The sequence below is a fragment of the Mycobacterium sp. TY814 genome, assembly GCF_030755175.1.
Classification (GTDB): Bacteria; Actinomycetota; Actinomycetes; order Mycobacteriales; family Mycobacteriaceae; genus Mycobacterium.
Genome location: NZ_JAUFRY010000003.1, coordinates 397,261 through 420,857 on the forward strand (window position 1 = coordinate 397,261; position 23,597 = coordinate 420,857).

Genomic DNA, 23,597 nt, shown 5'->3' on the forward strand with positions numbered 1-23,597 from the left:
GGCCGACCTAGCCTTTCAGGTGGGTGGCGAAGAACGCGTCGATGCGGCGCCACCCGTCCACCGCGGCCTCGGGCCGGTAGGCCGGGCGGTCGACGGAGAAAAAGCTGTACCCGTTGGCTCCTGGCAGTGACCGCAGGTGCTCGACCGCCCCGGCCACGTCGCCCACCAAACGCTCGTCGGGCACCCCACCCGCCGCCCGGGAAGCCGCGGCGGCGTCGTCGGGTGCGGCTCCGGGAGCTTCGCGGGAGTACAGGTTCGGCGCTACCGTGTGATACCCGGAGACGGCCAGGCGCCGCACGAATTCCTTTGTCTGCCGGTCATATCCGGGCATGTGGTGAATCCACACCACCGAACCGCGCGAGCCGTCGGCCAGTGGCATGGCCCGGTACGCCTCGATCTCGTCACCGCCGTGACCGGTGAAGCTGACGGTTTCGGCCTGGATTGCGTCTGGACTATGAGGATTCACGCCGTCAACTTGCCTCCGAGACCCGTTCAGCCGACCTTGATGGCGACGGTCATCTTCTCGGTTTTGGCCGGCAACTGGTCGGTGTCGACCGCCAGGATCTCGCCGCTGTCCTGGGTTCCGTTGGGCAACGTCTTGGGCTTGAGCCGGAACGGCGGGGTGTCCGAAGCCAGTCCGGCCAGTCCGAAGTCGCTGTCGTTGGCCAGCATCAGCGTTTTCCCGCCGTCGCGGGTGGCGATGCCCTCGATCTTGTCGTGCCCGAAGAAGTCCCCCTTGGGCGAGAGCGAGCGCAGCAGCGCCGCCACATCGAGTTGCAGAGTCTTTGTGGCTGCGGTGATTCCGGCGCCCTTGAGTTTGGCCAGCGCCTCGGCGTCGGTACTGACGCCGACCAGGGTCTCGATCGGCATCTTGTTGACCAGCAGGCCGCCGGCAGCGGCGTCGTAGGTGGCACCCGGGACGGTCGAGTTCGGCCCGACATCGGTGGCCGCGGCGATATCGGCGATGTAGATCTTCGCGTTGTTGTCCGGTGGGTTCTTGCTGTTGCGCTCGTCGATGAGGAAGGTGGTGGCGCTGAGCGCGCTGATCTCCGATACCCCGACCTTGGAGTCCTGCGGGTTGGCCAGCGGATACAGGTACTCATGCATGATGGTCCGGTTCACCAGGTTGATGGTGACGATGCGGGCGATCGGGACGGACTTGGCCGGGCCCTGCAGGCCCGGGGTCTGCAGCGCCGACTGCATGACGGCCACCAGCGTGTTGCCGTCCGGGGTGATCGTCAGCCCCTCCAGGCCCTGGTTGGGAGCGCGCAGCGAAAGCTCCCGGGGCAGGGTGTCGTCGTACGGCGAAAGACGTTCCAGCTCTTTGCCGGTGGAGTCGAAGTGGACGATGTAGGGGCCGTACTCGTCGGACACCCAGAAGTTGCCGTCCAGCGTCGCGACCAGGCCCTCGGGATCGATGCCGTAGTCCGCGGGCGGCAGGGGTGTGCCATTGAGGTCCACCATCGACTCACCGGGAACGGCATGCGGGTCGAGCAGGCCCTCCAGGGGATGACCGTCCGGTCCCTGCAGCATGATGGTCCGCTCCACGGTGGCCACGCCGTCGTCGAGTTTGAGCTTGGCGATATGCGGGTGAAATTCGGGGACCGGGAAGACGATCTCGTTGGGTGTGCGACCTTCGACGTTGGGTCCGCGGTCGGTGAGCCCGTAGATCTCGTTGGCACTGCCGGGTACGAGGGCGATGCCGGACCCGTGGGCGCTGGCCTGGATGTCGATTCCGCCCATGGTGGCCAGCGGCAACTGGTCCTCGGAATAGAGCTTGACGGCACGACTGACGGTGACCGGCAGTTCGTCGTTGCCCTTGTAGCCGGCGTCGGGGGTGTAAATCACCGCACCTTTGGCTCCATAGCTGATCTTGCCGTGCGCGGGCTTACCGAACGCCACGGGCGTGATACCGCCGGTGGCGGCCAGCATGCGGTCCGGGGTGATGGTGAGCGGTTTGCCGGCCGACGCGCTGATCTCCGCGTTGCCAGTCGGTGACGACGGCTTGGCGCTCTGTGCGCAACCCGCGACCGTGACCAGCACCGTCGCCAGCACGGCAAAGGTTCTTTGTGTGCGTTCCATATGCAACACCTAGCAAGCCAAGTTGACGTGCCGGTATACGCCGGCCGGAGCGTCGCTAATGCTTCTTGTCCCTGACCTTGTAGGTGGACGGCCACGATTTTCGCGACTCGTCGCCGGTCAGCGGGGTACCCATGCCGCCCACCTTCACGTTGTAGGCCTCCTTACCTGGTCCGACTTCCCGGTTGGCGTGTTCCTGAGCCAGGTAATACAGCTCGTCGATGGTGGCTTCGTCGTACGCGACGAAGGAGGTCTCCCGCGCGATGTCGTCGATTCCGGCCAGCATCCGCTCCGGCAGGGAGCGCGAAGCGAGCGCCGCCGCGCCGAGAAGTGAGAATGGGATGACCCAGTAGCAGATGAACGACAACGGCGTCTTGGTGTCCAGGATCGTCGCGTTCCCCTGCACGATCGGCGGGATGGCCGAGGACAGCGTCATACCGCCGAACGCGGCGACCCAGACCCAGGTCAAGACCGTTGTCACCCGCCGGAACAAGTCGGTGTTGACGACGTCGGGAGGTTGTTCGGCCGCGGCGAAGTCACGCACGAACGGTTTGCCGATCAGCACACCGACCAGCGCGACCAGGAATATCCCCAGGTTGCTCAGTGGCTGGATCCAGCGCGCCATGAACTCCTCGCTGAGTGCGAAGGTCAACACCGCCAGCACCACAAAGGTTGCGACAGCTCCGATTTCGAGTGTCCGCCCGGGTTTGCCGGTGGCGCGCCCGACGGCGAACACCGCGACGGCCATCAGCAGCGCGATCGAGACAGCGGTGTCGAATGGGACGTTACCGACCAGGACCCAGTAGACGATCCACGGCGCAAAGCCAAAAAGCATGCCCACGATGGGCCAGTGTATGGCCCGTCGCACCGCGGCGTGGGCAGCGGATCAGTTGCGATACCACCTGCTTGCCGTTTGCCATGACCCGGCATCGAGGGCTTCCCGATTCGGTGGGGTGCGGCTGCCCGTCCATCACACCAGGTTTCCGGCTCCTGACCTGCAGTTCAACCGCCTCAGTACTGCCGATACCGGCGGGCGACGTGCTCCTGCCGCAGCTCGATCTGCGCGGCGCGCTGTTCGGGACTCACGGTTGGGGTACCAGACGGCAACCGGCCCCGGACCTCGGATAGCGCGATCGTGTGCACGGCCGTCGTCGGCATCTGCTCCGGTGGCTTCGGATAGGTCCAGCGCACGGTGAGGAATCCGGTGCGATGCCCCACGGTGTCCAGCCAATTCGGCACACCCGGATCGCGGTGCGCGATCACATAGCGCCGGACCCCGTCGGGGTCCGTCACGGTCTGGAATGCGTTGAGGCTGCTGACGTGGTTGGCGTAGTCCAGCGACTCGCCCCAGACGTTGGACAGGTGGAAGCCCAGGTAGGCGGGGTCGACGGGAACGGTGAGCTCCACCAGCAGGGCCTCGTCCTCGTCGAGCTCGAACACGCCGCCGGAGTAGACGTTGGTGCTCTGCCCGCCGCCGGAGGCGAGATTGGCCGCCGCGGGTTCGTTGAGCCCGTTGTGTGGCATGAAGGTGACGCCGTCGCCGTTTTTGTCGCCGTTGGACTCCAGCACGATGTCGTAAAACTCGTTCCAGAACCGCATCTGGTGCTCGACCAGCTCGCCGACGCGCCGCAGCGCGGCGGCCGTGGCGTCCGGACCGGCCGGGGCCGGGTGCGTCGCGCCTCGGGCGATCGGCACGATGCGCAGCTCCGGTGACACCTCGTTGGCCCAGTCGTGGAACAGCGACCGCACGATCAGATACTGCGCGGTGTCCGTGCCGTCCTTGCCGGTGGCGATGAAGTTGCCGGTGTGAGAAGCCGGACGATCGGGCGCGCAGAGGATCTCGAATCGTCCGTCCGCATCGACGACCAGGTCGGTGCTGTCGAGCAGGCCGGTCACCACCCGTCCGCCGGGCGCCAGTTCCATCAGGCTGCCGGTATCGCCCGCGTACCTGCTGTGTGCCTCGAAGACGATGTACTGGGGCGCCACCGGCCCCGACGCCCGGGCGGCGCCACTCCAGTGCCGGTGGTCGGCGACGCGTCCGGTGATCCGGTAGCTGCGGGTCCCGTCGATCCGCGCCGACAGGTACAGCGCGTCGGCGTTGTCGATGGTGGCCTTGTCCTGCGGCTGAATGGCCCGCCGGAAGTAAGGGAATTCGGGGTCTTCGAAACAGGCTCGTTCGATCGAGCTGAACAGGAAGCCGAGCACGTAGCGATGTCCCTCGGCCAGCCCCTGTTCGGTCGGCGGCGGCGCGTGCAACCCCGGCGAGTCGACGTGGTCGCGGGCCCGGTTGATCGCGCCGATCATGTCCGCCCAGGCCGCCTGCAGCGCGCCGCGGGTGTGCTCAGTTGACATTCGCTCTCCCCTTTTCTTCAGCATCCCAACCGAATTCGTCGAACAACGAAGCCAGGCGGGTCCTGATGTCGGCCGGGTCCAGACCGAACTCAGCGAGGCTGTAGCGGTGCGCCGTCTCGTGGCCGTTCCGGCGCCCGGCGGCCTCGAACTCGGCGGCCGCCTCGGGTCCCAGACGCAGCCCCAACTCGTCGTAGACCCGCCGCATGGTGGCGGTGGGTGCCGCCACCAGGTCGCGGTAGTCCACCACGCAGGACCGCACTTCTGGATGCTCGGAGAGCACCTCCAGCGGATGGGTGTAGGAGTGGATGGACTGGTCGGCGAGCACCCGCAGCGACTGCTCGATGAGCCGTTCGTCGCGGCCACGCAGGCGCCATTCGGTCTGCATCATCTTCAGCAGGCTGGGAATGGTCTCGTACGGATTACGCATCGGCACAATGAATCTCGCATCCGGGAACGCTTCGATCAGTGCCTCCACCCGGCCGCAGAAGGTCGGGTTCTTGCTCAGGTGGATGCCGCCGCCGTTCAGCGCCAGCTGCCGGCGGACGCATTCGCGGTAGAAGCTCATCAGGCGCTGGCGCCTGCGCGCAGGCCATCGATCGACGTGGTAGAAATCCAGCTCACCCATGTAGGGGAACATCACGATCCAGAAGCCGGAGCTCAGCGACCAGGTCAGGAAGAAGTCGTCCTCCTCGGGAACGAAGAACCCGGTCTTGTGCATGTCGTCGGTCTCGGCGAACATCTTCTCTTCCGCGGCGTCGAGGCGGCGGCGCAAAGGTGCGCCGAACCTGGCATCGATGCTCAGGATCAGGCGCAGCAATCGTTTCTGCAGCAGCGACGGAAAAAAGAGTTCGTACATCAGCGCGTAGCTGAACTGAGGGTCGGCTGCCATCAACCGGTGCAGGTATGTGGTGCCACTGCGGGCGTGCCCCACGCTGAACGTCGGTGCCCGAACCTCGGTGCGCCGCAACGACGGGAAGAGCACCGGGTCGAGCGCGAAACAGACGGCGTGAAACGCCGCGATGATCGGCATGGCGATCATGAACGTCAGGTAGCGCTTGCGGGGCGTCGCTGGATCGTCACGGAGCAGCCGCAGCATGGTGGCGAAATTGGACCAGTCGAAAAAGAAGCGCGACCCGTACATGAAATTCCCTCACCCACACAACCTTTAGCCGGGAGCGTATGCCCAGATATTTGACATTGTCAAATATCTGGGCATACACCTTTCGGCTAGGGTGCTGGCATGCAGGTGTTCGCCGCGATGGCCCCGGAGTTGCCGCTGTCTGAAGTCGGCGGTTACGTCCGCCGGATGGAACGGCTGGGCTTCGACGGCGTCCACATCGCCGAGACGATCCACGATTCATTGACGGTTGCCGCCCTGGCCGCCGAGCACACCACCCGGATGACCATCCGCACCGCAGTGACGCTGGCCTTCGTGCGCAGTCCCACGCTCACCGCCTACGCCGCGTGGGATCTGGCGAAACTGTCGGGCGGTCGTTTCGAATTGGGCCTGGGCAGCCAGATCAAACAGAACATCGAAGACCGCTTCGGGATGCCGTGGTCGGAACCGCAGGCCCGGATGCGCGAGTACGTCGAGGCGTTACAGGCATTGTTCGCCGCCTTCCGCAGCGGCGGGCCGGTGCACTACGCCGGGCAGAGTTACCGCGTGACCCGGTTGCAGCCGTACTTCAACCCGGGCCCCGGCGATGTCACGCCGCCGCCGATCTGGCTGGGCGCGGTCAATTCGGGTATGTGCGAGCTGGCCGGCCGGATGGCCCATGGCGTGGTCACCCATTCGACGAATTCCGATCCCGACTATCTGCGCGACGTCGTGCATCCGGCCCTGCAGCGCGGCGCCGAGGCGGCCGGTCGCGGCAGGCCGTTGCTCGTCGTGTCAACGGCCATCGCTACCGGCAGCACCGATGGCGAGGTGGACGGCGAATGTGAACGGCAACGCCGAATGCTGGCCTTTCTGCTCTCCACGCCGGCGTATGCGGGAGCGCTGAAGAGGCGCGGATGGACATCGTTGCCCGATCGATTGCGCGCGCTGACCCGCAGTCAACGCTGGGAAGAGTTACCCGCCGTCCTCGACGACACCGTGCTGGACGCACTGGTGGTTCGTGGCCGGTATGACCAACTCCCCCAGCTGCTCCGGGACAGGTACGGGCGCATTGCCGACGGTGTGGTGCTGCCACCGCCAGCCAGCGCAGACGACGAGTCGCTGGAACGTTGCATCCGGGACCTGCGGGAGCGGCCGGCGTCAGTCGATTGAGGTCACGGTGGTGTCGGCGAGGAAGCGGGACAGCAGCCGGTCGAACTGTCGCAAGTCGGCAGCCGACCACTGCGCCAGTGCCCGCGCCAAATGTTCACGGCGCACGTCCTGCAGGGCGCGCGCAGCCCGTTCGCCCGCCGCGGTGGCTTCCACCAGGGTCTTGCGGGCATCTTCCAGATCCGACTGCCTGACGACCATCCCGTCGCCCTCCAGACTCTGCACCCGCCGGGCGGCCATGCCCAGATCCATGTGTGCCAGGCGCGCCAGCCGGCCCATTGGCAACGGCCCCTCATCGGCCAGCACCCGCAGCAGGACGTAGGACGGTTGCGACAGCTCCACCGCCGCGGCGGCGGCCTGCCGCTTGAACATCGCCCGGCTACCGCTCAGCCGCATGATCCGCGCAATGGTCGCGCTGATCGAATCGAGCGTATCGCGCTTCCGTGCAGTGGCCACCAGGCAACTTTACTTGACTTAGTCAAGCATGAGCGCCGCGAAGACGCCTGCGCTAAGCGGCTTTTCGCTGCTCAGCGCGTGTAGATGCAGTGCGCCGAGCCACCGACGGGCTGCTGGGCCACCACTTGACCGCCGACCGTGATGCGACATCCGGGAGGAGTGGTACCGGTTCCCACCACCACGACCTGGAACAGGGTGACGTCCGGAGCCGCCTGGATGGTCCGGCTCCAGGGCAGCGGCGCGTTGTAGACACGATCGACCGCCGGGTCGGTGTCGATCGTCAGGGCGGTGCCCGTGCCCAACGCCTCGAATACCACGGTGTTCGGGTCGGCCGATGCCGGCGGCGCCGTCATAAACAGTCCGGATAATGCCGTTATGGCCAGCGCCGATCCAGCGGCTCGGGTGACACGCTTCATTCGAATCAGACCCCTTGAGTTCGGGCGGGTATTGATCGCCAATTGTCACCGACCGCACACGTTACGAGCTGGCGTTTCCCTTTTCGATGGGATGACCCTTACCCGAGTCGGTCGGAAAGTAAACATCCGCGGTGCCAAGCCGGCGAGCGAAACCGGGTTGTCTCGATTGCGTGGCCGGGATCAGGCGACGGACACGATGCGAGCGACGACCTTGCCGCCGCGACTGACCTCGATGGTCTGGCCCGCCGCGGCCCGATCGATGTAGCGGCCCGCGCGATTCCGCAGCTCGTCGAGTTCGATGCGCTGACCGGCATCCGCCGGCACCGCGGCCGCACCGGCTGCGACGATGCGGGCCAGAATCCGGCCGCCGCGGACCACATAGAGGGACTCGCCACCAGTCACCCGGTCGAAGCACCGCCCGGCGCGGGTGCGCAGTTCGTCGAGACCGACCCAACCCCGCTCCGCAGCGTTGACGGAACGGGCCGGGATCGGAGCCACCCGCCAGTCACCGACCGGCTGGATGTGCGCAACCAGCTTGCCGCGGCGGACGATATCGAGTGTCTCACCGGCGGCGACCCGTTCGAGGTACGCGCAGGTGTCACTCCGGAGTTGGCCCAGGCCAATCACTTCCGGCATCTCACCTCGATCCTCGAACGCACCCGGCACCGCCGGCTACCCGATCATTATATGACCGTACGTCCGGTCAGTGTCAATCAGTTGTGCGGCGACAGCATGCCCCGCCATCCGTCGTCTCCGGTGCGCGTGGAGTTCTCGACGGTGTACCTGACCCCGTCCGGTCCGACCAGTTCACCGCTCTGTGGACTGTAGACGGCTACCGGAGGCTCATTTCCGGTGTAGACGCAGGGATTTGGCTGTTGGCCGTTGCACACCACCGAGCCGGAATGCGGCCGCGACAGCGGGTCACTGACCGGTGGTGGCGTGCCGGGTACCCGGTCGGCCGGAGCGGGGTTCATGCCGTTGTTGATCGACGGAGCGGGGATCACCTGCCCCGGCTTGACCGGTTGGTCGCATCGGGCGGCGGCTGCCGGGCAGGTCAGGATCTGGTTCGGGTCGCCGTACCAGGGGTTGGTGCCCAGTGGCTCATAGGGTTTGGAGTCGCGGCATTCGCGCGGCGTCGCAGCGCGTTTACCCGGCACATCGACACATGGCAGGTTGCGCGCTCCGCGCACGGCATTGGACGGAGTGTCCTGCGGGATCTTGCAATACGTGCCCGACGGCATCGGTTGCAGGCTGGTGTCTGCCGGGGACCGCCACTGCGGCGCCGGGAGGAAACCGGTCAGACACGGCGGCGGCTGGTTGATCGTCAGGTGCGTGCCCAGCGAGGCAAAGCCAGGAAAGGCCGACGTCACCGTCTGGCCTTCCGACGCGCCCTGCGGATAGGCGACCAGCAGTTGCTCGACGCCCTTGTGATAGCGCTTGAGCATTTCCAGCACGATCTCCAGGTTCGCCAGCGTCTGCGGCAGCGACTCGCGCACATCGTTGAACACCGCGTTCACCAGATCGGTGGTCGGCGTCGCCTGGTTCAGGATGCTCTGTACGTGCGGATCGTTCTCCGCGGCCTGCGCGGCGAGGGTGTCCAGGTTGTGCGACCAGCGCCCGATCGCGTCACCAGACTCGACCTGGCTGTCGATGATCGGCCCGGAGTTCTGGATGATGTCGTCGATTTCGGTCATGTTGGCTTTGAAGTCGCCGGCGATCGCCTGCGTCGCATCGACCAGCCGCTGCAGCGCTGGCCCCAATCCGCCTACGGCTTGGGCTGTTTCGTCGAGCAGCGCCGGAATCTTGCCGGTGGGCAGCGCGGCCAGGCCGCGGTTGGCGGCGTCCAGCGCCGGCCCGATTTCACTGGGCACGGTGCCTTTGTTGATGGTTTGTCCGGGCGAGAAGTACCTACCCGGGTTGCCCGACGACACCAGGTCCAGGTACTGCTCACCGACCGCCGACATGGAACGGACGTTGGCCGACGCGTCGACTGGGACTTTGAAGCGGTCCGCGATGCTCATCGTCGCGAGCACACCGTTTTCCGTCGGCTCGACGGAAGTGACCGTGCCGATGGTTTCCCCGCGATAGGTGACGTTGGCCGTCTTGTACAGACCGCCGGAGGTGGGCAGGGCGGCGTGCAACGTGTACTGGCCGATGCCCGCTGCGGTGGGAATCCGTAAGTAGTACCAGCCCAACGCAATTGCCGTGACCAGACTGATCAGGGTGAACAGGAAGATCTGGCGCCAGATGAAGCGAGTCAGCATTGTCTGTCCGCCCGTTCGACCAGCGGGCCGCCGGGGGCGTCGTTGGGGTTCGGCGTATAGCGGACGTCGGGAATCATCGTCTCCGGGTCACGGCCCCAGGATTGCTCGAGTGCGCGCAGCGCTCCGGAGAAGCCCGTCCCGGTGAGGACAGCGTTGTCGACGGCACTCATGGTGAGGTCGAGCGTGAGCGACAGGTTGAAGTAGTCGCCGCGGAACGCCTTGGGCACGGAGTCGACGTCGAACGGCCGGACCAGCATCAGCTTCAGCGCCTGGACCAGATACGGTGCGGCGCGGCCGAACTCCCGCAACGGACACTGCAGTGCCACCAGGTCCTGGTGCAGGTCGCCACGCGAGGGCGACAGGTACTGGTTGGCGACCTCGCCGAGTCGCCCCACCGAGTCGACCGCATTGATCAGCAGATTTTGCTTGTCCGCGAAATGCTTGAGCAGCGGCGGGAAATCGGTGAGAACCCGGTTGAGAACATCCGCGCGACGACCCACATAACTCAGCAACCGGTTGCTGGAGTCGATCGCCCGGGTGATGTCGTAGCGTTGCTCGTCGAGCCGGGCGGTGAACGTGTCCAGCTTGCCGAGGAATGCCCTGAGCTGGTTGGCCCGACCATGCACGATGTCGTAGACCTCGTTCTGCAACACTTCCACATTCGGCACGCCGCCCCCGCGCAAGATCATGGCCAGACTCGCCAGCGTCTGCTCGGTCGTCGGATAGGTCGACGTGTTCTTCAGCGGGATGGTGTCTCCCGGCCGCAGCCGCTCGGAAGACGGATCGGGTGGCGCGGCCAGCTCGATGTGTTGTGAGCCCAGCAGGCTGGTCTGCCCGATCTTGGCCGTGGCGTTCCTGGGAAGTTTGACGTTCTTGTCGAGGCGAAGCGTCAGGGTCGCCACCCAGTTCTTCAATTCGATCGCGCGCACCGTGCCGACGAACACATCGGCGACCCGGATGCGGCTGTTGGTGTTGAGGGCGAGCGTGTCGGCCATCTGCACGTAGACCGTGTAGGAGCCAGACCCGGAACCCGGACCGCCGGGCATCGGAATATTAGCTACGCCACGCCAATTCGCGCACGAGGTGAGTGCCAGGGTGGACACCAAGAGAGCCAGCGCCTGACGGATGCGGGCTTTCATGAGCCCGCCCCTGCCGCCACGGCCGCCTCCGCGGGCAACGGCGGTCCGGGCAGCGCCGGGGCCGGCGCGAGCGGGCCCGGGATCACCCCCGGCCCGGGTGGCGGCGGCGGAATGGGCACCTGCGCCTGCAGGCCGATCGGCGGCACTACCGGGTACTCGTCGTAGGCGTTCGGTGGACCGGGCGGGGTCTGCAGCCCCGACTCCGGTGGCGCGATGTCCGTGCCGCCCATCAGTTCGGCCAGCGATTCGGGGGTCAGCAGGCCCGCCGTGATCGGCCCCACCTGGGCACCCTGCATGCCTGGCGCGACCACCCAGCCGGGCTGGGTGTTGCGGTGCGACAAGGGGGTGTCGGGTACCCAGATCCCTGGCACCGTGGTGTCTTTGTAGCCGTTCGGCGGTTGCAACCGCGGCTCGGAGTAGGCGACCTCCTTGGGCAGCGTCTCGGCCGTGCTGAACAGGTTCAAGCCAAAGGGCAGGTAGTTGAACTTGATCGCATCGAGAACGGGCGCCAGATACTGCGCACACAGCTCGGCCGAGTCTTGGTAGCCCAGCCGGCTACCGGCCTGAATCATGCTGCACATGAACTGCATTGGGTTCGCGAAGTTGGGGATGGCCGGAATCGACATGACCGCGCCGTGGGACGGATGGTAGATCTGGCTGAGATTGGTCTCCAGAGTCGGCAGCACGTGCAGGGCGGTTTCCAGCCCGTTCAGCGGTTCGGGTTGGACCAGCGTGGTGGTCAGGGTGGACAGGTTGCCGATGTCCTGGGCGAGCACCTCACGGTTCTGGGTCAGGAACGGACGCAGCGTGGCGAGTAGCCCGTCGAACTGCTGCAGGGCATCGGCAAGCGCACGATCGGAACTGGTCAGTTTGTCGGTGAATTGGGCCAGGTTGGTGTTCAACGCGACGAACTGCTTGTCGTCCTTGTGCAGCGCGTTGACGAATCGCGCCAGACTGCGCACCACCGCGAAGAAGTCACCACGGCCTTGGTTCAGGGCGGTCAGCGCTCGCGACAGGCTGTCCAGCGTGGTGTTGAACTGCTTGCCCTTGCCGGCCAGCCCATCGGCGAAAGACTCGATCACGTCGCCGAACGGGCCCTTGGGCTGTTCGGGTGTCGGACCCAGCTTGTCGATGATGTTGGCGACGCTGGCGCGCAGTTCATCCCACTCCGTCGGCACCTGGGTGCGCTCGATGGGAATCACCGCGTGGTCGGTCATCACCGGACCACCCCGATAGGGGGGCTCCAACTGAATGCTGCGGGATGCCACCAGAGTTGGGTTGACGATCACTGCGGACGCGTTGGCGGGCACCTTGTATTTGTTGGCGTAGTGGAACGTCACCTTCATCTTGTCGCCAGCCGGTTCGATGGAGTCGATGGAACCGACCCGCACGCCCATGATTTGAACTTTGTCACCGGAGTACAGCGCGATCGCCGTGGGCAGGTAGGCGACCACGGTGTTGTTGCTCACCTTCTGATACAGCTGCCAGCCGACGAATGCGGCGACCAGGCCCAGCACCACCACCACCGACGCGATGAGGTTGCGGGTCCGCATCCTGCGGTGCGCGATATTGATGCTCAACTCTGACCTCCCGTCGTTCCTTCGGTGCGCGCGCCCGGTGGCGCATTGGGCGGCAGCGGCACCGGCGTGCCCGGGACGTCTGGCGGCGGCTCACCGGGGCGGCCGGCGATCGGGATCCCCGGCGTCGGAGGTAGGCCGTTCGGGTTCGGCGGCGAGGTCTGTACGTCGAGCGGGGCCGGGAAGCTGCCGCCGAACGGACCCACATCAACGCCCGCGCAGGGCAACGGATTCCACGGGCGCGGCAGCGCGTCGGCCGCCGGGGTATACGAACACGCGGTTCCTGGTGGGACGGCCGGCCCGGGGTGCTCCGGGGTGCCTTCCAGCACCTGCGGCGCCGGGGGCGGAGCGCCGTTGGGGAACCGGGTGCCGTTGGGATCGGGGAAGCGGAACGCGGGAAGGCCGGCGCTGCGCCAGAATTCCTCCGGGTCCAGGCCCCGCTTCTTGAACGCGGCATCGACGAACGGCTGCAGCATCCAGAACGGCAGCAGGTTGGACAGGACGATCTTGAAGAACGGCCCCGACGCGACCGACTCGCCCAGCCCCGCGGCGAATTGGCTTACGAACGTCAGCGTTTGAGCCAGATCGTCCTTGCGCTGCACCAGCACGTCGGTCAGGGTGTGCAGCTGCTCCAGCGCCGCGTTCAGGTTCGGGTTGTCGTTGATGAACCCCTTTATCTGCGCCGCAACACCCGAAATGTTCTGCAGCAGAGCGTCAATGGCCCGTCCGCGTTCGTTGAACGCCACCAGCAGCGTCTTGGCGTTGACCAGCAGTCGGTTGACCTGCTCGCTGCGGTCACCGAGCACGCTGGCTACCTGATTGGCCTGCGCGAGCAGATGTTTGATCTCGTCATCGCGTTTGCCGATGGTGTCGGAGAACCTGGCCACGCCGTCGAGGGCCGCACTGATGTGCGGGTAGGTCTGATCGATGGTCTGGGACAGGACATTCAGCGATTGCTTGACGGTGTCGATATTCCATCCGGTGGCGGCCCTGGTGATATCGAAGTTCGCGTCGTAGAGCTGATAGGGCGTAGTGCTCTGGCCCAGCGGCAGCACACCTCCGGGCCGCAGGACCTTGGCTCCCCGCGGCTCGATCTCGAGTACCTTCTTACCCAGGATGGTGTCCGTCTTGATCGCCAGCCGGCTTTCGGTGCCGATTCTGTTGGCGCCGATGGAGAATTTCACCAGGACGTGGTCGCCCTCGACATCGATGCCCTCCACTTTTCCGACATTGACCCCGGTGATGCGCACCTTGTCGTTTTTGTTCAACTGACCCGATTCGGTGAACTGCCCGTAGAAGACCGGGGCCGCGAACATCATCGGGACGCTAGTGAAACTCTGGCCGACGAGGACGACGAGCACCAGCACACCGATGCCCATCAGACCGACGCGGTTGCGGTTGAATTCCGTGAGTGTCCTCATTGGGCCGTGCACCTGCCCGTCGACTGCTTCCAGATCCGAACCGTGCGAACCGGGCCGCCGCCCTGCAGTCCGTTCCACCGGATGGAGAGGTCGCAGAGGTAGAAGTTCACCCAGTCGCCGTACAGACCGATGCTGCGTCCGATCAGGTTCAGCGCGGTGGGGGTCTTGTGGATCAGGTCGCTGAGCTGCTCGCGTTGATCGATGAGCGGCTGCTGGAAGGCCTGCAGGTAGTTGATCTCCTTGTGCAACAGCGCACGGTTGTCCGCCAGCAGTTCCGACACCGTCCCGGCGGCGTTGCTGATGTTGGCCAGTCCCGCCGCCAGCGGATCGGCGTGGTTCTCCAGACCGGTGATCAGCCTCTCGAAGTTGTCGATCGTCTCGTCGAACTCCTGGCGGTGCCGAACAGTGGTGTCCAGCACGATGTTCAGGTTCTTGACCACCTCGCCGATCGCCTCGTCGCGTTCGGCGAGGTGCGAGGTGAGCTGCGCGGTCTGGTCCAGGATGTCGTTGATGGTTCCGCCCTGACCCTGGAACACGGTGATGATCGACGACGCGATGGTGTTGACCTTGTCCGGTTCCAGGGCCTTGAACAGCGGCTTGAATCCACCGATCAGGGCGTCGAGGTCCAGGGCCGGCGACGTCCGGGACAGCGGAATCAGTCCGCCCGCCGGCAATATCTGGTCTGCTCCGTCACCCATCCCCCGCTTGAGTTCGACGAAGCGGTTGCCGAGCAGGTCGAGATAGCGGATCTGCGCGGTGGTCGACTGGTACAGCTGGATCGAGCGGTCGATGGCGAAGTCGACCCGCACCCGGTTACCACCATCGATCAGGTTTACCGATTTGACCTTCCCGATCTCCACTCCGGAGGCGCGCACGAACTGACCGTCTTTCAGGCCGCTGCCGTTGGCGAACTCCGCGGAATAGGTGTTGGTGCTGATGAAGCGCAGCTGCGCGAACACCACGAAGATCGATACGACTATCAGGGTCAGCACCAGCGAGACGATGCCGAGTTTGATTGCGCTGCCGGTGATTTTCATGGGTTGATCGTGTTGTCCCCGACTTGGCGGCCCCACACGTACTCGAGTGCGTATGGCGAACCGGTGTCCACGTGGTTGTACGGTGCGAGGCTGGCGCCGGTGTCCACCACCAGGCTCGGCGCCGGCCAGAAGTCATGGTTGATCGGCTGCCAACAGCCTGGGGCGCCGCCCGGTCCGCCACGGGCGTTCACCCGCGGCAGATTCTCCGGATAGGTATAGGGATTCGGTGAACCGCCGACCAGCCCGGCCACCCCCAGGAGTCCCTGCGAGAGCACCGCGCAGGTCAGCCCGGGCAGCGTCAGAATGCCGCCCAACCCCGACGTCAGTTCGGTCATGGTTTTCAGCCCGTAGCCGTTGCCGCCACCCGTCGTCGCGTATGCCGCCGGCTCGGCGTCGCGGTAATTCCGGATGGTGCAGAAGATTTCGGGACTGTAGGTGTCGAACAGCTGGGCGGTGGGAAGCAGATCGGAGATGCCGCGCTGCAGGTAGGGCCCACCCCGGGTGAAAATGTCTGCACCGGTGTCTCCCAGGCCGGCGGCGGCTAGCAGAGCGGAATCCAGTTCGGCTTCCTGGCGGTGCAGCGTGCGCGCGGTGACCACCGCGTGGTCCAGGGCGTTGAAGAGATCCGGCGCGGCGTTGTTGTAGGTGTCGGCCAGGGCGGCGAGCTGCTGAATGTCGTGCCGCACCTGCGGCATTCGGGGATTGATGTCGTCGAGGATGGCGTTGGCGTTGACGATCGACTGCCCGAACTTGTCGCCCAGCCCGGCCAGGGCCTGCGCGGCCGCGGACAACGTCAAGTTCAGTTTGATCGGGTCAACCTTCTCCGCAATCGCGGTGAGGGTCTCGAACAGGGTATTGAACTCGGTGGTCACCGACCTCGCATCGATCTCCTGCTTCGATGAAATACGCTGCACCGTCGGATTTTTCGGAGAGTTGAGGGAGACGTACTTGTTGCCGAAGACGGTGGTGGCCTTGATGTTGGCCTCCACATTGGCCGGAATCAGCCTGATGGACTCCGGATCGACTTCCATCGAGAACTTGGCCACCGGCACGCCGTCGCGCTGGATCTCCGAGATGTTGGTGACACGGCCGATTTCGACCCCGTTGTAGGTGACCTTCGATCCCGGGTCCATCACCAGGCCGGCCCGGGGAGCCACCATGGTCAGCGGCGTCTTCGGCGTCAGCTTGCCCCGGAACTGAAACCACACGAATCCCAGCACAACTGAGAAGACGACGAGGAATGCCACCGCCGCGGTCTTGTAGGGCGGGATGCGCGGCGGGTTCTCTTTGACTGGGGCGGTCATGTCGGCTACACGGTGAGGTTGAAGTTCGGGTTCTTGCCGTAGACGGCCATCGCGGTCAGCACCACCACGACGACGATCGTGATCAAAGACAGCCGCATCGACCGGCCGACCGCCTCGCCGACCCCGACCGGCCCGCCGTGAGCGGTGTAGCCGTAGTAGGAGTGGGTGGTCATCACCACCAACGCGACGAGGATCACCTCGGCGAACGACCAGCCCACGTCGTTGAGGCGCAGGAACGTGTGGAAATAGTGGTTATACGTGCCCGCGGACTGCCCGTACAAGAAAACAGTGGTGACCTGCGTGGACACGAAGGCCATGGTGATGCCCAACGCGTAGAGCGGGATGATGACGATGAGACCCGCCACCACCCGGGTGGACGCCAGGAAGGCGATCGACCTGACACTCATCACTTCCAACGCGTCGATCTCTTCGCTGATTCGCATGGCGCCCAGTTCGGCGGTGGCGCCGGCGCCAACCGTGGCTGCCAGCGCCTGACCGGCGGCCACCGGCGCTACGAACCGGACATTGACCATGGCGGCCAGAAAGCCGGTGAAGGCCTCGACACCGATGTTCCCCAGCGACGCGTAGCCCTGGATGGCGACCAACGAGCCCGCGGAGAGGGTGATGAAACCGACGATCGCGGCCGTGCCACCGGCGACGGCCATCGCACCGGTACCCATCCCCATCTGGGCGACCATGCGTATCAGCTCTTTGGGGTAGCGACGCAGGGCGAACGGAATCTGGGCGACCGCGGTCACCGCGAACCAGACCATCTGCCCGATCTCGAGCAACACCTTGACCGGTGCTTCGCCGTACCGGCCGAGGTTAGCTCGGGGCAGTCTGAGATGCGTTGTGGCAGTGGCCATGTCAGCGCCCCGTTCCGAATCTGACGCCGATCGTGGTCAGGGCCGCGTTGACCGCGAACAGGGCGATGAAACAGAGCACGACCGTCTCGTTGACGGCCGTGCCCAGGCCTTTGGACCCGCCGCGAACGATCAACCCGCGATAACAACCGACGAGACCGGCGATCAGCCCGAAGGTGGCCGCCTTGATGTTGGCGATCACCACTTCGGGCAGGCCGGTGAGGGCGGTCAGGGTGGAGAGATATGCACCGCTCGAGACGTTCTGCAGGTACACGCTGAACAGGTAGCCGCCGCCCAATCCGACGGCGATCACCAGGCCGTTGAGCAGCACGGCGACGATCGTCGAGGCGACGACCCGGGGCAGCACCAGACGGTGGATCGGGTCGATACCGAGCACTTCGAGGGCATCGATCTCCTCGCGGATGGTGCGCGCGCCGAGGTCGGCGCAGATGGCAGTGCCGCCGGCGCCGGCGACCACCAGCACCGTCACGATCGGGCCCAACTGGGTGACCGCGCCGATGCCCGCACCGGCCCCGGAAACGTCGGCCGCACCGAACTCGGCCAGCAGGACGTTGAGGGTGAAGATGAGCAGGACTGTTTCGGGGATCGACACCGCGATGGTGGGCAGCAGCGACACCCGCATCAGGAACCAGCCGATCCAGATGAACTCGCGCCACTCGAACGGTCGTTTCAGGGCTTTGGCGGTCAGCACGCACATTCGGAAGAACCCACCGGCCACTTCGGTGCCCGGCCGGATCTTGTTGCCCACCCGGCCGGCCATGGTGTGTGAGGCGGTCATCGGCATGGACTCCCGAAGGCGGTTGGGCGAACGATCTCTCGACGCTTAGTTCGGTTGTGGGACAGCTTCTCTCGGGTCACTGCCGCGTGGCGGTGAGCCGTGGCGTCGTCATGGCGGTGGACCACGTGCTTCGGCTGACCGGCAGTCCCGGTCCCCACCCGTCGGCTCCATGCCGCCCGCGATTGCGCCACCGCGCAACTATGGCATCAGACCGTACGTGCAGTCAACAGATTGCGAAATGTCGGTGACGCTGCGGGATCGGGTCATCTCGATCCTGGTTGGCAGTTTGCCGCAGGTACTGGTCCTGAGCAGCACGTTTAGTAGAATTTCGCGATAGCCGTGGATTTCAGTCAGGATTAAGCTGCGGGTCGAAGACTATACGTACAGTCAGTATCGGGCGCGTCGCGACCCAGCGGCCAATTCGCCACGCAGAGCAGAGGATTCGGTTTGCAACCGGTCAGTTCGAGCTACCGGTGACCGCGCTGAGGCATTCGCGTACCACCGAGACGACATCGGATGACGGACTGGCCCACTTGCTCAGGCCCAGCCGGTCCAGCAAGAGTCCGCCGAGGAACACGTCCACGAAGGCGGCCCCCACTCGTTCGGGGGTCCGGGAGTCGTTGGGGTCGAACCACACCCACATCCATTCGAGCGATCCCCACAGCTGTAGTGCCGCGAGATCGACGTCCACACTGCGGAATACACCGGAATCCACTCCGCTGCGAATCTCGTCGATGGTGAGTGCCTGCAGTTGATGACGCAACTTGCGCACCTGCTGCATTGCCGGATCGTCCGCCAACTGAACCACCTCGCGCTGGCTCGCCACCGTCGCGTCGCGGGACATCACCTGCAGCAGTGCGGAGGTGAAAATGATTGCGGCGATGCGCTCGTGCGGGGCCCCTACGCGATCCCACACCATCCGCAACACATCGAGCTGACTGGCCAGATGGGCTTCGGTCAGCTCCCGCAGCATCTGCGCCTTGGTGCCGAAGTGGTGAACGATGGTGCCCTTCGACATGCCCAACTCGTCGGCGATATCACCGATATTCGTTCTCTCATAACCACGTTCGGCGACGTAGCGGACAAACGCGTCAAGAATCTCACTACGTCTGCCAGGTGATCTGGGCATTTAAGACCTTTGGCGTAGACTAACCGTACGAACGGTCTATCATAACCATCGCCGCGTGAACATCCCCCAACGACATCCGCCTCTTAACCGGTGCAAGCGCAAGCCGGCGCGTTGCATCACGCCGGCCGCGAAGAAAATTGCCCGGAGCGTCCCGGGCCCGAACTCCTGAACTACAGAGCCTGCAACGGCCTACTGCGAGTGGTTGCGTCGGGCGCCGTGACGACGTACATGTTCGCACCGGGGGCGGCCTTGATTTCGCCGGTGGTGTACATCGTCATGAGTTCCCGGCCGTCGCTGTCTGCGACGCACACATAGGTGTCGGTCTCCGGGTCGTACTCGAAGCTGTCCCAAGCCAGTAGGAACGCCAAGCAGTTGCCGTCGCGATCGGCGACCACGAGCTTGTGCGCGCCAGACTTCTTGAGTAGCTCCGCATCCTGCGTGCGCCGCTGAGAGACCCCGTTCTTGTGCATCGGTACGCTGTTCAACATCTCTGTGCTCCCTTAGCGAGGTTGTCTCCGTCCGGTCCGGCTGCCACAAATCCCGACCTGGCGGTACGTCGGACATTACCTCGCAATACCGGTCGCTACCAGGGCATTAAGGCCCCTGTCAAGGGGTCGTTAGTTGCTACATCGGCACACGGTGATCACGATAAGCGACGAGACTTACTTGTCGTCTTTTTCATCGTCGTCGTCCTCATCGTCGTCGTCCTCATCCTCATCGTCATCGTCGTCGTCGTCTTCGTCTTCGTCATCGTCATCGTCGTCATCGTCGTCGTCTTCGTCTTCGTCTTCGTCTTCTTCGTCGTCCTTATCGTCGTCTTCGTCGTCTTCGCTGCCCTCGTCGACATCGCCGGACTCCCTTGCCTCGTCCAGCTTGTCCGCGTACTTCGTCAACAACCCGGCGAGTTGGCGAGCTTCTTCAGGTTCCAACGCATCCTCGAACAGTTGATCGTCGCTCTCAGAGATGCGCTCCAGGTAAACCGCGTTGCTCTCGATACCGACATCCCAACGGCCGCCCTCTTGATGAACCATTCGATGCCCTTTCTGATAGTCGCCGGATTCACGACGCGGCACGCCCGCGCTGGGATCGTGATTACCCACTTCTGCTCTCGCGCAGTCGCTCGCTGCGCACGGCTTTGAGTCTGCGGCCAAGGTGGTGTGCACTCGCAGAACCTCACCGTGAGCGCGGAGTCAACCCGGCCCACCCGGCGAAGCAAGGGGGGACGCGTGGTGGCCGCCGGCGGGGTACCGCAGCGTCGAGAAGTCTCGCCGGTCCTTCGATCTGGCCGTCACAGCGACGGTGTTGGACCAGCCATGTCCAAGCCCCGCCGGTTCGGCCTGAAACAGTCGGGCACGATCCGGCGCCTCAGTTGCACACCGAGTTCACGACTTTCCCGCCACCAAGTCTGTTCATTGCGTCTTGTTCCGCGGCTTGGCGCGACAAACCGGTTCCGCCTTGGTAGTTCGCGCCATCAAATGCCACCGCACCGCAGAGGTTGAAGCTGATGATCACTCTGCAGTCGTTTACACCGCACTGCGCCAACGCTACTTGTTCTGCTTGGGATTTGACCTGGTAACCCCGCGATGTGCCCCACGCGCCACTGCTCGGCGAGTAGGCGATCGCGCCGTAACGCATGACATGCGGGACGGGCATTTCGTCTGCCATGCCCATTTCTCTGGCCGCGGCAGTGTCGAGGTTGGCGCTCACCTGGGGAATCAGCGGGAACACCATGATCATCAGGCCGGCTGTCGCGCCCAGGCTGGCCACCGTGAAGCCGATCTGCTGCCGGCGTTTTTTATTCATATTCCTCTAACCCCTTCCGAGGTGTATGGCGGCCGGAGCCGGTTCGGTTCCGGCGAGGTGCGAATTGCTTTCCGAAGCGAAACCGGCTAGCCCGCACCAGGTCTGGGGAAACTAGGGGCGTGGTGTCGGCGTTCCCGATTGGTGTGGTTCGGTCGAGGTTCCTGGCCCCATCATCCCGGGCCGCATGCCCCCACCGGATCCCATCATCGGACAGCTGCTGTCACCTACTTGGTGCCCGCTGCTGTGGCTATCCGTGGCTCGGCCCAGGAAGAACCCCCAGAAAAAGATCACGGTCACGATGAATACGACACCAGCGGTGATCGCCACCACGGACCAGATCTGATCCACTCGGCTGGGTCGACCAGTTTGATCCGAGAAGGACGGTTGCGCGGGCGCGGCGGGCGGCTCGCTGGACTCGGTTGTTTGCGTCATAGAGACATATTTTGCTACTGCATACCCTTAGGGGGTAGGGACCAAAGTCACATCCGCGCGGCCTGATCCGACAGGCCGCGCCGCAGGCGTGATCTAGTGGTGCATCTTCCGATCCTCTGAACAGAGCAAACAGCGGCTTTATTGATGCGAATCATCCGCAGGTATCTCGCCGTCGCGGGACGGTTCAGTGTACGCAACAACGCAAGACGCTTGGCGGCCGTCGAGTTGCCCGTCGAAAGTGCATGAAGGCGCCGCTGACAACAGCGGAAGTCCCCGAACAAGGACTTCGTGACCAGAAATGTTCCTGTTGAGTGGGTTTGGACCCACTGGGGTGGGGTAGGTGTGCGATACGGCGGTACCAGAGACGCCGCCAGTCGTTACGCGTGGATACCTATACCCGGTATATTTGATGACGCATGGAAGGAGATCAAATTGAACAGGGGAAAGTCATTGACCGCCGCTGCCGCAATTGCATCGCTGTTGGCGTTGACCTCGTGCGGCAGCCCGAGCCATCAGGCCGGCACCAACACTCCGACCGGGTCGTCGGGCACACCGAGCCCTGCGCTGACCACGCAAACCCACAACGCTGAGGACGTGACATTCGCCCAGAGCATGATTCCTCACCACCAGCAAGCCATCAAGATGAGTGACGTCGTACTGAGTAAACAGGGCATCGACGCTCGCGTGACCGACTTGGCCACCCGTATCAAGGATGCTCAGGGCCCTGAGGTTCGGGAGATGCAGAACTGGCTGCTCCAGTGGGGGCAACCACCCACACCGTCTACGCCGTCTGGTCACGGCGGCATGCCCGGAATGGATGGGATGATGTCGGACCAGGACATTCAGTCGCTGCAAAATGCGCAGGGCACCGAAGCCGGCAGGCTGTACCTCACCCAGATGGTGCGGCACCATCAGGGCGCAATCGTCATGGCTCAGAACGAGATCAAATCCGGCCAGTTTGTACCCGCCATCGCGCTGGCCCGCTCGATCGTCGCCACCCAGCAGCAGGAGATCGATACCATGCAAGCCATCGTGAGTTCGCTTTAGCGGCTTACCCCTGCCGTGCTCCGCGGTCGCAGATGATGGCCGGTCTCGAGGCGGTGCAGACCCAGGGCGGCGAAGATGCCGACGAGTGCCAGTCCCGCCCAGACGATCTCGCCGATGCCGGCGCGCCGGACCTCGCCCATTATTGCGCCGGTAGCCAGATTTCCAAGCAGAATTCCAACCCCGATGATGGTGTTGTAGAAGCCGTAATGAGTAGCCAGCAGACGGCCCCCGGCAAGCCTCATCACCGTGTCCATCTCGAAGGGAAAGACGGCGGCCGAGCCGATGGCGAGCATGATCGCCGACGCCAGGAGCGCGGCGACGGCCGCGACCGTCCCGAACCGCTGTGAATCGGGTACCAGTGCCAGCGGCACGAATGCCGCCGCCAGAATGGTCAAGCCGACTGACAGGCTGCGTCCGGCTCCCCACCGTGCGGCGAACCAATGGGTGATGCGCAACTGTCCTGCGACGGTGACTAGGGCCGAACAAACGAAAATCGCTGCCACCAAAAGAGATCGGTGTCGCGGTGACAAGATCGACGCTTGCAGCGGCAGTGCCAGATAAACCTGGAATGACAGTACGTAAGAGCCGATCATGGCCCCGGCGAACAGCAGGAAAGACCGGTTGGTGATCACCGATCGCCAGTCGTCGATGAGAGATGTTTTGGCGGCAGCGGGATCTGGGTCATGCGCAGGTAGTGCCCAAAGCTGGGCTACCGTGAGTACCGCGAATACCGCCGCCGCGGCGGCGGCTGTGACCCGAAAGTCGATCACGATCAACATGACTCCGAGCAGCGGGCCCAGCAGGATGCCCGCCTGGTAGAAGATGTTGAACAGTGCAAACGCTTCGACTCGGCGTTCGCCGGCCTCGGCGGCTAGGTTGGCGCGCACCGCTGGATTGAACAGCGCACCGGCGAAACCGGTAGCCACTGACGCAATGAGCACCGCAGGAAGAGAGTGGGCCACCACCAGCAAAGCAAACCCTGCGGTACGCAGGAGGCAACCGGCCACGATCAGTGGCTTGTAGCCGAGGCGATCGGCCAGCGTGCCGCCGACGATGAACATGCCCTGCTGAGAAAAGTTGCGCACCCCCATGACGAGGCCCACCGCCCACGCTGCCATCCCGAGGGGGCCGGCAAGGTAGTCGGCCAAATACGGCATCAGCATGTAGAAACCCACGTTGATTCCGAATTGATTGATCATCAGTATCCGACTGG

At 64.6% G+C, this 23,597-nt stretch carries 23 protein-coding genes; 2 read left to right on the forward strand and 21 right to left on the reverse strand.

Features of this window, described 5'->3' with window-relative positions; genetic code table 11:
• Positions 1-7 precede the first annotated feature (7 nt).
• The 5 genes from QXH22_RS23060 to QXH22_RS23080 all read right to left on the reverse strand — a co-directional run bounded on the left by QXH22_RS23060 (position 8) and on the right by QXH22_RS23080 (position 5,572).
• Positions 8-466, reverse strand: a complete 459-nt coding sequence (locus QXH22_RS23060) for a dienelactone hydrolase family protein (RefSeq protein WP_306245699.1) — start codon at positions 464-466, stop codon at positions 8-10.
• A gap of 26 nt (positions 467-492) precedes the next feature.
• Positions 493-2,082 carry an esterase-like activity of phytase family protein gene (locus QXH22_RS23065; RefSeq protein ID WP_306277114.1) on the reverse strand — a complete coding sequence of 530 codons (1,590 nt, stop codon included), beginning with the start codon at positions 2,080-2,082 and terminating at the stop codon, positions 493-495.
• A gap of 55 nt (positions 2,083-2,137) precedes the next feature.
• On the reverse strand, positions 2,138-2,920 hold the full coding sequence (locus QXH22_RS23070) for a hypothetical protein (protein ID WP_306245701.1): 783 nt from the start codon (positions 2,918-2,920) through the stop codon (positions 2,138-2,140).
• 170 nt (positions 2,921-3,090) lie between these two features.
• Positions 3,091-4,431: a hypothetical protein gene (locus QXH22_RS23075; RefSeq protein WP_306245702.1), complete on the reverse strand. Its 1,341-nt coding sequence runs from the start codon at positions 4,429-4,431 to the stop codon at positions 3,091-3,093.
• Positions 4,421-5,572 (reverse strand): sulfotransferase, encoded by a 1,152-nt coding sequence (locus QXH22_RS23080; RefSeq protein WP_306277115.1) that lies wholly within the window; start codon positions 5,570-5,572, stop codon positions 4,421-4,423. The genes QXH22_RS23075 and QXH22_RS23080 overlap by 11 nt, the downstream gene beginning before the upstream one ends.
• Before the next feature lie 99 nt (positions 5,573-5,671).
• Between QXH22_RS23080 and QXH22_RS23085 the strand changes: the two genes are divergently transcribed.
• Positions 5,672-6,700 carry a TIGR03617 family F420-dependent LLM class oxidoreductase gene (locus tag QXH22_RS23085; RefSeq protein WP_306277116.1) on the forward strand — a complete coding sequence of 343 codons (1,029 nt, stop codon included), beginning with the start codon at positions 5,672-5,674 and terminating at the stop codon, positions 6,698-6,700.
• On the opposite strand, the gene QXH22_RS23090 is transcribed toward QXH22_RS23085, so the two are convergent.
• The 15 genes from QXH22_RS23090 to QXH22_RS23160 all read right to left on the reverse strand — a co-directional run bounded on the left by QXH22_RS23090 (position 6,689) and on the right by QXH22_RS23160 (position 20,905).
• Positions 6,689-7,153 (reverse strand): MarR family winged helix-turn-helix transcriptional regulator, encoded by a 465-nt coding sequence (locus QXH22_RS23090; protein WP_306277117.1) that lies wholly within the window; start codon positions 7,151-7,153, stop codon positions 6,689-6,691. The genes QXH22_RS23085 and QXH22_RS23090 overlap by 12 nt on opposite strands.
• Positions 7,154-7,224: 71 nt before the next feature.
• Positions 7,225-7,569: an MmpS family transport accessory protein gene (locus QXH22_RS23095; RefSeq protein ID WP_306245706.1), complete on the reverse strand. Its 345-nt coding sequence runs from the start codon at positions 7,567-7,569 to the stop codon at positions 7,225-7,227.
• Between the two features lie 180 nt (positions 7,570-7,749).
• Positions 7,750-8,205, reverse strand: coding sequence for a type II toxin-antitoxin system Phd/YefM family antitoxin (locus QXH22_RS23100; protein WP_306245707.1), 456 nt, complete (start codon positions 8,203-8,205; stop codon positions 7,750-7,752).
• Positions 8,206-8,282: 77 nt separating this feature from the next.
• Positions 8,283-9,833, reverse strand: a complete 1,551-nt coding sequence (locus tag QXH22_RS23105) for an MCE family protein (RefSeq protein WP_306277118.1) — start codon at positions 9,831-9,833, stop codon at positions 8,283-8,285.
• Positions 9,827-10,972 carry a virulence factor Mce family protein gene (locus tag QXH22_RS23110; RefSeq protein ID WP_306277119.1) on the reverse strand — a complete coding sequence of 382 codons (1,146 nt, stop codon included), beginning with the start codon at positions 10,970-10,972 and terminating at the stop codon, positions 9,827-9,829. Before QXH22_RS23110 ends, QXH22_RS23105 begins: the two co-directional genes overlap by 7 nt.
• Positions 10,969-12,525, reverse strand: a complete 1,557-nt coding sequence (locus QXH22_RS23115; protein ID WP_065045028.1) for a virulence factor Mce family protein — start codon at positions 12,523-12,525, stop codon at positions 10,969-10,971. Before QXH22_RS23115 ends, QXH22_RS23110 begins: the two co-directional genes overlap by 4 nt.
• A gap of 23 nt (positions 12,526-12,548) precedes the next feature.
• Positions 12,549-13,970, reverse strand: coding sequence for a virulence factor Mce family protein (locus QXH22_RS23120; protein ID WP_082978015.1), 1,422 nt, complete (start codon positions 13,968-13,970; stop codon positions 12,549-12,551).
• Positions 13,967-15,007, reverse strand: coding sequence for a virulence factor Mce family protein (locus tag QXH22_RS23125; protein ID WP_065045029.1), 1,041 nt, complete (start codon positions 15,005-15,007; stop codon positions 13,967-13,969). The genes QXH22_RS23120 and QXH22_RS23125 overlap by 4 nt, the downstream gene beginning before the upstream one ends.
• On the reverse strand, positions 15,004-16,311 hold the full coding sequence (locus QXH22_RS23130; RefSeq protein WP_306277120.1) for an MCE family protein: 1,308 nt from the start codon (positions 16,309-16,311) through the stop codon (positions 15,004-15,006). Before QXH22_RS23130 ends, QXH22_RS23125 begins: the two co-directional genes overlap by 4 nt.
• A gap of 5 nt (positions 16,312-16,316) precedes the next feature.
• Entirely contained in the window at positions 16,317-17,177 is an 861-nt protein-coding gene (locus QXH22_RS23135; protein ID WP_065045031.1) for an ABC transporter permease, read from the reverse strand.
• A gap of 1 nt (position 17,178) precedes the next feature.
• A complete protein-coding gene (locus QXH22_RS23140) occupies positions 17,179-17,973 on the reverse strand; it encodes an ABC transporter permease (protein ID WP_065045047.1) in 795 nt (264 codons plus the stop codon).
• A 457-nt stretch (positions 17,974-18,430) separates the two neighbouring features.
• Positions 18,431-19,102 carry a TetR/AcrR family transcriptional regulator gene (locus tag QXH22_RS23145; RefSeq protein ID WP_065045032.1) on the reverse strand — a complete coding sequence of 224 codons (672 nt, stop codon included), beginning with the start codon at positions 19,100-19,102 and terminating at the stop codon, positions 18,431-18,433.
• Between the two features lie 170 nt (positions 19,103-19,272).
• The gene (locus QXH22_RS23150) at positions 19,273-19,590 is read right to left on the reverse strand and encodes a hypothetical protein (protein WP_232004231.1); all 318 of its coding nucleotides are present in this window, start codon (positions 19,588-19,590) and stop codon (positions 19,273-19,275) included.
• Between the two features lie 174 nt (positions 19,591-19,764).
• On the reverse strand, positions 19,765-20,265 hold the full coding sequence (locus QXH22_RS23155; protein WP_306277121.1) for a hypothetical protein: 501 nt from the start codon (positions 20,263-20,265) through the stop codon (positions 19,765-19,767).
• A gap of 202 nt (positions 20,266-20,467) precedes the next feature.
• Positions 20,468-20,905 carry a DUF4189 domain-containing protein gene (locus QXH22_RS23160; protein WP_306277122.1) on the reverse strand — a complete coding sequence of 146 codons (438 nt, stop codon included), beginning with the start codon at positions 20,903-20,905 and terminating at the stop codon, positions 20,468-20,470.
• An 882-nt stretch (positions 20,906-21,787) separates the two neighbouring features.
• On the opposite strand from QXH22_RS23160, the gene QXH22_RS23165 reads away from it, so the two are divergent.
• Positions 21,788-22,384, forward strand: coding sequence for a DUF305 domain-containing protein (locus tag QXH22_RS23165; protein WP_306277123.1), 597 nt, complete (start codon positions 21,788-21,790; stop codon positions 22,382-22,384).
• Here the strand turns inward: QXH22_RS23165 and QXH22_RS23170 are convergent.
• Positions 22,381-23,583 carry an MFS transporter gene (locus QXH22_RS23170; protein ID WP_306277124.1) on the reverse strand — a complete coding sequence of 401 codons (1,203 nt, stop codon included), beginning with the start codon at positions 23,581-23,583 and terminating at the stop codon, positions 22,381-22,383. The two genes, QXH22_RS23165 and QXH22_RS23170, sit on opposite strands and share 4 nt — an antisense overlap.
• Between the last annotated feature and the right edge of the window lie 14 nt (positions 23,584-23,597).